This is a genomic window from Geitlerinema sp. CS-897 (assembly GCF_028368005.1).
GTDB classification, from domain to species: domain Bacteria; phylum Cyanobacteriota; class Cyanobacteriia; order Cyanobacteriales; family Geitlerinemataceae; genus Baaleninema; species Baaleninema simplex.
On record NZ_JAQNCQ010000189.1, the window covers coordinates 1 to 11,369 of the forward strand.

Annotated in this window: 9 protein-coding genes; all 9 read left to right on the forward strand. The window is 55.0% G+C overall.

Going from position 1 to position 11,369, the window contains the following annotated elements:
* A partial coding sequence (locus POG22_RS12005; protein ID WP_498905477.1) for an RNA-guided endonuclease TnpB family protein occupies positions 1–724 on the forward strand: 724 nt, incomplete at its 5' end.
* A 154-nt stretch (positions 725–878) separates the two neighbouring features.
* A complete protein-coding gene (locus tag POG22_RS12010; protein ID WP_063719385.1) occupies positions 879–1,772 on the forward strand; it encodes a phosphatidate cytidylyltransferase in 894 nt (297 codons plus the stop codon).
* Between the two features lie 111 nt (positions 1,773–1,883).
* Positions 1,884–3,542, forward strand: coding sequence for a PAS domain-containing sensor histidine kinase (locus tag POG22_RS12015; protein WP_498905479.1), 1,659 nt, complete (start codon positions 1,884–1,886; stop codon positions 3,540–3,542).
* 190 nt (positions 3,543–3,732) lie between these two features.
* On the forward strand, positions 3,733–4,482 hold the full coding sequence (gene purC, locus POG22_RS12020) for a phosphoribosylaminoimidazolesuccinocarboxamide synthase (RefSeq protein WP_017661670.1): 750 nt from the start codon (positions 3,733–3,735) through the stop codon (positions 4,480–4,482).
* Between the two features lie 94 nt (positions 4,483–4,576).
* Positions 4,577–6,898, forward strand: a complete 2,322-nt coding sequence (locus tag POG22_RS12025; RefSeq protein ID WP_498905480.1) for a BamA/TamA family outer membrane protein — start codon at positions 4,577–4,579, stop codon at positions 6,896–6,898.
* A 716-nt stretch (positions 6,899–7,614) separates the two neighbouring features.
* Positions 7,615–8,457: a UDP-3-O-acyl-N-acetylglucosamine deacetylase gene (lpxC, locus tag POG22_RS12030; RefSeq protein ID WP_063719399.1), complete on the forward strand. Its 843-nt coding sequence runs from the start codon at positions 7,615–7,617 to the stop codon at positions 8,455–8,457.
* Between the two features lie 67 nt (positions 8,458–8,524).
* Positions 8,525–9,037 carry a 3-hydroxyacyl-ACP dehydratase FabZ gene (gene fabZ / locus POG22_RS12035; RefSeq protein WP_063719392.1) on the forward strand — a complete coding sequence of 171 codons (513 nt, stop codon included), beginning with the start codon at positions 8,525–8,527 and terminating at the stop codon, positions 9,035–9,037.
* Positions 9,038–9,131: 94 nt separating this feature from the next.
* Entirely contained in the window at positions 9,132–9,950 is an 819-nt protein-coding gene (lpxA, locus tag POG22_RS12040; protein WP_063719395.1) for an acyl-ACP--UDP-N-acetylglucosamine O-acyltransferase, read from the forward strand.
* On the forward strand, positions 9,947–11,110 hold the full coding sequence (gene lpxB, locus POG22_RS12045) for a lipid-A-disaccharide synthase (protein WP_063719397.1): 1,164 nt from the start codon (positions 9,947–9,949) through the stop codon (positions 11,108–11,110). The genes lpxA and lpxB overlap by 4 nt, the downstream gene beginning before the upstream one ends.
* Positions 11,111–11,369 lie beyond the last annotated feature (259 nt).

Below are 11,369 nucleotides of genomic sequence, written 5' to 3' on the forward strand. Positions count from 1 at the left end.
GGGTCGGTATTTTGCGTCTGTCCTTTGCGAACTTGAGGGCGATGCACCCTCACCGAGTCCCGAGGGAAAAGTGGCGGGGGTAGATTTGGGATTGAAGGACTTCGCCATCGTCAACGATGGTGTCAAAACTTCCAAATATGCCAACCCAAGGCATCTCGAAAAACACGAACGGAACTTAGCGAGGAAGCAGAAAAAACTTGCTCGTAAGTCCAAAGGTTCGAGGTCTCGAGAGAAAGCCAGGAGGTTGGTCGACAGAGTTCACGAACGCCTGTCAAATGCCCGTCAAGACTACCTGCACAAGCTGAGCCGAAAGCTGGTGAACGATAACCAAATCATCGTAGTCGAAAATCTCAATGTCAAGGGCATGGTTCGGAATCACAATCTGGCTAAGGCAATTTCTGATGTGGGCTGGGGAATATTCGTCAATTTTCTTTCCTACAAACTCGAACGAGAAGGAAAGGTATTGGTGGAGATCGACCGTTTTTTCGCCAGTTCTAAAACCTGCTCTGAATGTCTGTTTCAAGTCTCCGAGATGCCGTTAGACGTGAGGGTGTGGGATTGCCCTTACTGCGGAACGCATCACGACCGAGATGAAAATGCCGCCAAAAATATCAGAGCCGAAGGTATCAGACTGCTAACTGTCTCGGGAACCGGGACGGCTGCCGATGGAGGGAATGTCAGACCGAAACGCGGACGCAAATCCGTGTTGAGGCAATCCCCTTAGAAGTCGGAAGCCCGCGCTGTACCCATCAGTGTCAGCGTCGGGTAGTTCACTGCGTTTTTAACCTTAAGATCGAGCGGGTAGCAGCACCGACGGGTGAAGATCGAATTGCCGTGGTGTTTCCCCAAATTTCTAATTCCGAACAGCGATACGTCATATGTCTTGGGCTAGGCTTTTCAGTGCAATTGTTGCGATCGTCGTTGCGTTAGCGGCGATCGGTTTAGGTGGGTGGTATTTCGTTGTCTTTTTCGGTGCGATCGTCTTTCTTGGCGAGCGAGAATACTTTCAACTCGTGCGCGCGAAGGGCATCGCACCCGCCGCGAAAACCACGTTAGTTTTGTCGCAAGTCCTGCTGTTAATCGCAGCGATCGCCCCCGATTTAGTTAGCGTCGCGTTTCCCCTAGCCGGTGGCGTTATCTGCGCCTATCTACTGTTTCAACCGAAACTCGCTTCGATCGCCGATATTTCCACATCGATTCTCGGGTTATTTTACGGCGGTCTGTTACCGAGTTACTGGATTCGGTTGCGAGTCGAACTCGATCGCGTTCCCTTACCCTTCGATCGCACCGTCGTCGCCAGTCCCGTTCCTTTCTTCGAGAATTGGTCGTCTCCCCTCTCTCTCGAAAACGTTCCCCAAGGACTGTGTATCACCCTGTTGGCCTTCGGCTGCATTTGGGCGGCTGACATCGGGGCGTACTTTTTCGGCAAAACCTTCGGACGGACTCGTCTGTCGGCGGTCAGTCCCAAGAAAACGGTCGAAGGGGCGATTTTTGGAATTGCCAGCAGTACTGCCATCGGAGCGTTTGGGGCGTGGTGTCTCGGCTGGCCGGTTTGGCTGGGATCGGGGGCTGCGATGGGTTTGGCGATCGGTTTGGCCAGCCTCATGGGAGATCTGACCGAATCCATGATGAAACGAGATGCGGGCGTCAAAGATTCCGGACAGTTAATTCCCGGTCACGGAGGAATTTTAGATCGAACTGATAGTTACGTATTTACAGCGCCGCTCGTGTACTATTTCGTAATGTTCGTTTTACCGCTGTTTGTCCTGTAAAACCGCGATTTCACGGAGACCTTCAGATCGAGGTCAGTGTTAAGATACAAAACAAGAGCCGCAGGTGCGTACCGCCCACAGGATGCCGAACTCATACTGTAAGAGACTGTCATGCGAGATTTGAAACCGTCGAGCCTTGAAATCGGGCAACTCGCTCAGTTGTCTCTCGATCGCATGGCAGACGCCGTGGTTTTTTTTGACGGTCGAGCTGAGATTTTTTACGCCAACGATGCAGCCTGTCGGCTCCTCGACCTCGAACGAACCGAACTCCTGTCCCGAAAACTCTGGCAGATCGATACCGAGCTAACGGTCGAAGAGTGGGGGAGTTATTGGGAGCGCTTACACCAGCAAAAATCGATCGCTCGAGAGACGACCTATCTCACGGCCGCGGGCGATCGCGTCGCCGTCGAAACCACCACCACTTATATTTTTAACCCCGATACCCCCTATAGTTGTCTCGTCGCGCGTTCCCTGTCCAAACGAAACGCCGACGCTCGAGAAGTGCGACGTGCGCGCGAACAACTGCGAGCAGTTCTCGATGCCGTTCCCGGCTTCGTGTCTTGGATTAGCGCAGACGGTCGCTATCTCGGCGTCAACCGCCACCTGGCCGCCAGCTACAATATGCCGCCAGCCGCTTTCGTCGGTAAAGAACTGGGCTTTCTCAAAAACAGTCCCGAATTCGTCGAGTTCGTGCGACAGTTCCTTCAAAACGACGATTTGTATGCCTCACAAGTGATTCGAGCCAGCGTTCGCGGCGTCTATCGCTACTACATTATCGCCGCCCAAAAGTACGACGAAGGACGCGCGACCGTTGCCGTGGGGATCGACATCACCGATCGCAAACAGTCCGAAGAAGCCTTACGTCATAGCGAAAGCCGCTTGCGAGAGCAAACGCAACAACTCGAAGACGCCTTGCGAGAACGGCAAAAAGCCCAAGCTCACCTGATTCAATCCGAGAAAATGTACGCCCTCGGTCAAATGGTGGCGGGAATGGCGCACGAAATCAACAACCCAATTAATTTTATTTACGGAAACCTAGCCTACGCCGACAATTACGTTAAAGATTTACTGGGGTTAATGCAGTTATATCGCGACGAACTCTTGACGTTAACCCCCACCCTCGAAGCCGAAATCGAAGCGATCGACCTCGATTTTATCGCCTCCGATTTGCCGAAAATTATCGACTCGATGAAAATCGGTGCCGAGCGTATTTTAAAACTCGTGTTGTCGTTGCGAAACTTCTCTCGTCTCGACGAAGCCGAATTCAAACGAGTCGATCTTCAAGAAGGTCTCGACAGCGCCCTGGTAATTCTCAACCACCGCATTCAAGGGCATATCGAAATCGTCAAACAGTATCGCACGCTGCCCAAAACTTACTGCTATCCCGCACAGCTCAATCAAGTTTGGATGAATTTGCTGTGCAACGCCATCGATGCAGTGGGCGATCGCCCCATAGAAACCTCGGCCATCGAAACACCCCAGAAAGAACCGAAAATTATCGTCGAAACCGAACCGCTCGACGGCGATCGCGTGTGCGTGCGAATTCGCGATAACGGACGGGGAATCCCCGCCAAACTGCTCGAAAAAATCTTCGATCCGTTTTTTACCACCAAACCCGTCGGCGCGGGAACCGGCCTGGGATTGGCCATTTGCTACCAAATCGTTGAAAACCATCGCGGCAACATTCACGTTCGCTCTGAACTCGACAGCGGTACGGAATTTACCGTGGTGCTTCCCGTCAAACCCTTCGATCGCGAGATCGAAACCTAACCCTCTAGCCGCATCGCTCGGCGTTGCAGTCCGGCCGCGAGCCTCCCCGAAACGGCGTCCCGAGGGGCGAATTGAAAGAAAACCCCCGAGAAGTCAGTCCGAAAAACCGGGAAGCGTTATAGAATTGTGAAGCCCGACCCTGCCTTCCGGCAGACCGGCCGCTCCACTGCAAGCCTCGAGCCTAAAATTCATGTCCGCCGATCGAAAGCTGTACGAAGGGAAAGCCAAAATCCTCTACGCCACCGACGATCCCGAAGTCCTCGTCGCTCACTTCAAAGACGACGCGACTGCGTTCAACGCCGCCAAACGCGGCACGATCGTTCGCAAAGGCGAAATTAACTGTGCGATTTCGACTCATCTATTTCGACTCCTCGAAGCCTGCGGCGTCCCGACGCACTGGCTGGATACGCCGGAGAGCGATCGCATGAAAGTCAAAGCGGTCGAAATCGTTCCGCTCGAAGTCGTCGTTCGCAACGTCGCCGCCGGAAGCCTCTGTCGCCAAACGGGAATCGCCCTGGGAACGGAAATCGATCCGCCGTTGGTGGAATTTTTTTACAAAAACGACGAGTTGGGCGATCCTCTACTGACGCGCGATCGCCTGCGATTGCTAAACGTCGCGACTTCTGAAACGATCGATCGCCTGCGGGAACTCGCGTTGACCGTCAACCGTCACCTGTCAGAGTTTTTTGCCAGTTGCGACATTACCCTCGTCGATTTCAAACTCGAATTCGGGATCGCGTCCGACGGGCGCATCGTCCTAGCCGACGAAATCAGCCCCGATACCTGTCGTTTGTGGGATCGGCGCGAAACCGATTCCGAACGGCGCGTGATGGATAAAGACCGCTTCCGACAAGACCTCGGACAAGTCGAAGATGCTTACGAACGGGTGTTAGAACGGGTTCTCGAACGCGTCGAGACACTGTCGAATGCGGTAACGTAAGGCGAAAACGTTGGATAAACAGAGTAAAGTTTAAATCGACCGTCCGGACGTTTGGTGGGTGCCGGGATTTGGTGTGTGGAGGAAAAGGAGAATCGTGGACAGACTCAAGTGGTCTTGGTTAACAATTTTGCCGCTGGCGATCGCCCTCGTCGGGGGAGAACCGGGTATCGCCAAAGCCGTGCGATCGCTCGATGGGAACGACTCGGCGATGCGGCTCGATGGCTCGGACGAAAAAGCCAGCGCGATCGCAACAGACAACCCAACAACGCCTGAAAAACCGACAGTGGCGACCGTTGCGTCACCCCTCAAACCCTCGGAAACGACAGAGAACTCAGACCCCGAACGCGAGGCGGCCGCTCCTGAGCTGGAAGCGCGATCGCCCGTCGAGTTCGAGTCCCGAGCAGATCTCAGCCTGGAGATCGAGTCGGAGAGCGACCCGACGGTCGAGGAAAGAGCCGAGCGGACAGAAGATGCGGTGACTCCTTCGGTGGCGATCGACACCGACACCCACCCCGCCGTTCTCGACGAGTCGTCCTCTCCCCCCCCAACGCTGCGAGCGCAAAACAACGAAGACGAGTCCGGCGATCGACAACCGCAGGTTCTCGTCTCGGAAGTCGTCGTGCGCGGACCGGGCGGCCGGGAGATTCCCCGCGACCTTCAAGAACTGGTTTACGACACCGTGGGAACGCAACCCGGACGCACTACCACCAGCCGCCAGCTTCAAGAAGACGTCAACGCCATTTACGCCACGGGATTTTTCGGTCGCGTCGAACCCCTAGCCGAAGAAACGCCGTTGGGGGTACGCGTGATTTTTGAAGTGTTACCGAACCCCACGCTCAACCGGGTGACCGCCCAAAACAACCAAGTGTTGACCCAAGAGAAAATCGACGAAATTTTCGGAGATCTCTATGGGGATATTCTCAACTTGCGGGAATTCCAACGGGGAATCGAGACGTTGAACCAGTGGTATCAAACCAACGGTTACGTGTTGGCGCAGGTCATCGACCCGCCCGTTCCCGAAGAGGGACTCATCGCCCCGCCTCCGGTGTCCGACGACGGCGTCGTGACCCTAGACGTGGCCGAAGGTCGAATTGAAGATATCGATATTCGCTTTCTCAGCGAAGAAGGAGAACTCGTCGACGAAGATGGCGAACCCGTGGACGGACGGACTCGCGAATTTATTATTACGCGGGAGATGCGATCGCAACCGGGGGAAGTCCTCAACCGCGATGTGATTCAACAGGACTTACAGCGAATTTTCGGCTTGGGACTGTTCGAGGACGTGAACCTCTCCGTCGAACCGGGAACCGATCCCCGTCAGGCGGTCTTGGTGATTAACGTCATCGAAGGAAGTTTCGGCTCGATCGCCGCTGGGGGTGGGTTTAGTTCCGTGGGTGGCTTCTTCGGAACGGTGAGTTTCCAAGAACAAAACCTCGGCGGAAACGACCAGATTTTAGGGGCTGAGGTGCAGTTGGGAACGCGGGGTCTGTTCTTCGACGTCAACTTTACCGATCCTTGGATCGGCGGCGATCCTTACCGAACGGCGTACAACGTCAACCTGTTTCGGCGGCGATCGATTTCGCTGGTGTTCGACAGTGGCCCCGATCAGAGGGAGGTCGAACTCGATAACGGCGATCGCCCCCGGATCGATCGCATCGGCGGCGCTATAACCTTTACGCGTCCCCTGACTCGGGAGGTCTTTAATACCCGTCAAGCTTGGACGGCGTCGTTGGGTTTGGAAGTTCAAGAAGTCACCATTCGCGATGCAGACGGCGATCGAGAACCCCGCGACGAAGAGGGAAACTTGCTGTCCGCCAGCGAAGACGGTACCGATTTTATTCCCAGCGTGCGGTTTGGAATCGCCCGCGATCGCCGCAACAACCCCCTCGATCCCACCCGAGGGTATCGCGTCAGCTTCAGTACCGAACAGGCGATTCCTTTTGACGCTGACGTGTTCTACAACCGGTTACGCGGGAGTTACAGTTATTATTTTCCGGTGGATGTCTTAAACTTCACCGACGGTCCCGAAGCGTTGGCGTTTAACGTACAAGCGGGAACGATTATCGGCGATATGCCCCCTTACGAAGCCTTCGTTCTCGGCGGCGTCAACTCCGTTCGCGGTTATGCTGAAGGGGCGTTGGGAACCGGGCGATCGTTCGTTCAAGCAACGGCGGAATACCGATTTCCCATTTTTTCGATTTTGAGTGGCGTTCTTTTCCTGGATGTGGGAACTGATTTAGGAACTGGGGAAGACGTTCCCGGCGATCCGGCGGGGATTCGCGACAAACCCGGCTCGGGATTCGGTTACGGCGCAGGGATTCGCGTTCAGTCTCCCATCGGTCCGATTCGGATCGATTTCGGGATTAACGACGACGGCGAAAATCGATTCCACTTCGGTATCGGTCAGCGTTTCTAACCTGTTAAATGGGAGCGTTTGGGAATTTCAGAAACCTGTAGGGTGGGCGATGTCCACCACACAAAAGTTGAGTTAAATCGTTCAAAAATCTCAACTTTGAATTTTTTTCGATGAGTTTTGGAAAAGGTGGGCGATGCCCACCCTACAAAGTTGCTTTAAAACATTTTTGTTAGACAGCAACATCCAAAATCTTTGCATCCCAAATCTACGCGTCTTCTGTGTATCTGTGGTTTATCTCCTAACTCTTCTCTCGAAAATTTCCTGTAGCCTGTAGGGTGGGCATTGCCCACCCTGTAGAGTCGAGTGTGAGAAAATCCTTGCTATAAATGTTGTCAAAACCTCGAAATTGATACGAAATTTGAATTTCCAATACTGTTTTTTTCAACCCGACAAGTCCATCTATCCCCCCAACCCACCTTTCAAAGGGGGGCTAAGGGGGGATGGGGTGAAGACTTCTTAAAACCTAGCTTATCGGAATCCGTTTCCGATAATATCTGTAAAAAAGTAGAAATTACCCAGCGATCGTACAAAAAATGAAAATGATTTTCTACTCTATTATTTTTGAAATGTCTAATATTTCAAAAATAGTTTTTACTCAAAAAAACAATAAAAAAATAATGTTTCTGACTTAATTCTAGTTCTAGAGAGTTTCCAAAATCGTGTCACAAACACAAATAAAAACAACCGAAACAAGCCATCAAAAAACACTACCCGCGATCGCCCGAGGCGGATCGACCCTACTCGAAGGATTCGATCGAAGCGGCGTCGGCTTGCACTCGGGACAGACAACGCGAGTGCGCGTCCTCCCCGCCGAAGCAGGAGAACGCCGTTACTTTGTCCGCACCGACTTATCGGGAACCCCTTACATTCCCGCCGAAGTCGAAGCCGTGCGCCAAACCCAACTGTCCACCGAACTCGCGACAGGAGACGCCAGCGTGCGAACCGTCGAACACCTCCTAGCAGCTTTAGCCGCCCGAGGCATCGATCGCGCTCGCATCGAAATCGACGGCCCCGAACTCCCCTTACTCGACGGATCGGCGAAACCTTGGATCGACGCCATCGATCGCGCCGGACAAACGGAATCCCAAACCGCCACCGTCGCGTACCTAGACGATCCCCTCTGGGTGCGTGACGGCGATGCCTTCGTCGCCGCTCTGCCTTCCCCCGAACTGCGATTGAGCTACGGTATCGACTTCGACGCACGTCCGATCGGCAACCAGTGGCACAGTTGGACACCCCTGCAAGAAGACTTTAGCCAAGCGATCGCACCGGCCCGAACCTTCGGACTGGCCGAAGACGTCGATCGCCTGCGATCGGCCGGACTCATTCGCGGCGGGAGTCTCGAAAACGCCCTCGTGTGCGATCTCCAACACTGGCTCAATCCTCCCCTGAGATTTGCAAATGAACCAGCCCGTCATAAAATTTTAGACTTAGTAGGAGATCTGAGCTTGCTCGGAACGATTCCAGTCGCTCATTTTATCGCCTACAAAGCAAGTCACCGCCTGCACGTTCGATTAACTCAACGGTTGCGAGAGCGAGGATTGTCGCAGCACGGGTGACGGTTCCTCGACCTTCAGCAGACCCGAAAAGCCCTATTTTGCATTTCAACAGCGATCGAATTGAACTATGTCCACACTTACCGACGCGAATTCTTTGAAATCAGACTCGACCAAAGCAATCGAAACACCGTCCGAGCCACCTCAAACGGTGTTGACGATCGAACAAATCCAGCAACTGCTCCCGCATCGCTACCCCTTTAGTTTGGTCGATCGCATTATCGAATACGTTCCGGGCGAGCGAGCGGTCGGGATCAAAAACGTCACGATTAACGAACCCCATTTCCAAGGTCATTTTCCCGGTAAGCCCGTGATGCCGGGGGTGTTGATCGTCGAAGCGATGGCGCAAGTCGGCGGTGTCGTCCTGACGCAAATGTCGCAAATGGACGAAGGACTGTTTATGTTCGCCGGAATCGACGGCGTGCGGTTCCGTCGTCCCGTCGTTCCCGGCGATCGCATGATTATGACTGTCGAACTCATGTGGACGAAGCGTCGGCGGTTTGGCAAAATGCGCGGCCGTGCCGAAGTAGACGGACAACTCGTGACCGAAGGAGAACTGATGTTCTCTCTGTTAATCGAATAGTTCGCCGACTCGTTCGGCACGCGACGAACTCGGTGGGTCGTACACTTGCGCCCCCAACACGTCCGTCTCTCCGCACGGCTTTACCAGACAGAAGATGATTCATCCAACGGCTGTCATTCACCCCAGCGCTCAACTCCACCCGACCGTGCGTGTCGGGGCCTATTCAGTTATCGGCGAGCGCGTGAAGGTCGGGCGCGACACGACGATCGCATCTCACGTTGTCGTCGGAGGCGATACGGAAATCGGAGAACGCAACCATATTTTTCCTGGCGCAGCTATCGGCTTAGAACCCCAAGACCTCAAATACAGCGGTGCGGCGAGCGGCGTTAAGATCGGCAACGACAACCGCATCCGCGAGTACGTCACCATCAACCGCGCCACCCAAGCCGGGGAAACCACATATATCGGCAACGAAAACTTGCTGATGGCTTACGTTCACATCGCCCACAACTGCACTGTCGAAGACCGCGTCGTCATTACCAACGCCGTCGAACTCGCCGGTCACGTCCGCGTCGAAATGGGCGCGCGCATCGGGGGCGTCGTCGGCGTTCACCAATTCGTTCACATCGGTCAGCTTGCGATGGTGGGCGGTATGAGTCGCATCGATCGCGACGTTCCCCCCTATATGCTCGTCGAAGGCAACCCCAGCCGGGTTCGCGCCCTCAACCAAGTGGGGTTGAAACGAGCCGGACTCGTAGATGCCGAAGACGGACAACCGTTCAAAGTGTTGAAAAAGGCGTTTCGCATCCTGTATCGCTCGGGGCTGACCCTAGACGAGTCTCTCGAACAACTGGAACTGTTGCCCGAAACGCCGCAACTCCATCACCTGCGAGAATTTCTACGAGAGTCTTTGACCGCTGGACGACGCGGCCCCATCGCCGGACGCCGACGGGGGAGTAGCGACCGATCGTGAGCTATCGCATTTTTATCAGCACGGGAGAAGTCTCGGGAGACTTGCAAGGGTCGCTGCTGGTCGATGCTTTGTTTCGACAGGCCGAACGCGCCGACCTCGAACTGGACATCGTGGCCTTGGGCGGCGATCGCATGGCCGAGGCCGGGGCGAAACTATTGGCAAAAACTAGCGAAATCGGCTCGGTGGGGCTGTTAGAATCCCTACCCTTCGTGTTTCCCACCCTGCAAATTCAAAAACGCGCCATCGCCGAACTGACGGCTCGTCCCCCCGATTTGGTGGTACTCATCGACTACATGGGGCCGAACCTCAGCATCGGAAAAGTCCTCAAACGTCGCTTTCCCCAGGTTCCGGTGGTGTACTATATCGCCCCTCAAACCTGGGTCTGGTCGCCGAGCGATCGCGACGCCCTGCGGTTGGTCGAAACCAGCGATCGCCTGCTGGCCATTTTCCCCGAGGAAGCCCGGTATTTTGAAGCCAAAGGCGCGTCGGTCACGTGGGTGGGGCATCCCCTCGTCGATCGCCTCGCAGACGCCCCCAGTCGCGCCACAGCCCGCGCTGCGTTAAACCTCGACGACAATACCCTCGCCGTCGCCCTGCTACCCGCCTCCCGCCATCAAGAACTTCGATCGCTGGTTCCGCCCATGTTCGAGGCAGCCCGGCGTTTACAGGAGAAATTGCCCCAGGTGCGCTTTTGGATTCCCCTGTCGTTGGAAACCTATCGCGACGCCTTAGAACGGGCCGTGTCCGAGTACGGGTTGCAGGCCGAAATTACTAGCGATCGCACCCCGGAAATCCTCGCCGCCGCCGACCTCGCCCTCACGAAATCGGGAACGGTGAATTTAGAACTGGCGTTGCTCGAGGTTCCGCAAATCGTTATCTACGCCGTCCATCCCGTGACCGCCTGGATCGCCCGAAAACTCCTCGGGTTCGACATTCCCTTCATGTCGCCGCCGAACTTGGTACAAATGAAGGCGATCGTGCCGGAACTACTGCAAGAAGAGGTGACGCCCGAGAATATCCTACGGGAAGCCCTAGACTTGCTCTCGAACCCCGATCGCCGCCAGAAAACCCGGAACGACTATCGGGAAATGCGGGCGGCCGTCGGAACCGTCGGGGCGTGCGATCGCGCGGCGGCTGAAATTTTCAAAACGTTGCGCTGAGGCGTTCTCGAAATCGCCGTAAACACTTAGGATAGAACAATTCTCCCGTCCCGACTTTCCCGTTCGTTCTGGAAAATTACCGGCAAATTCTGTAGTTTTTTCTCAGAAGATCGCCCGAAATTCACCCTATTTCTGTCAGTGTATGGGGGACGGGGCGATCTCCCCGAATCACGATTCAGCTTAACCGCTAGGAGCCCCGCACTGTACCCGAAGGGTCAGTGTCGGGAGGAATAGCGGGGGCGTCGATGGGGCATTGAAC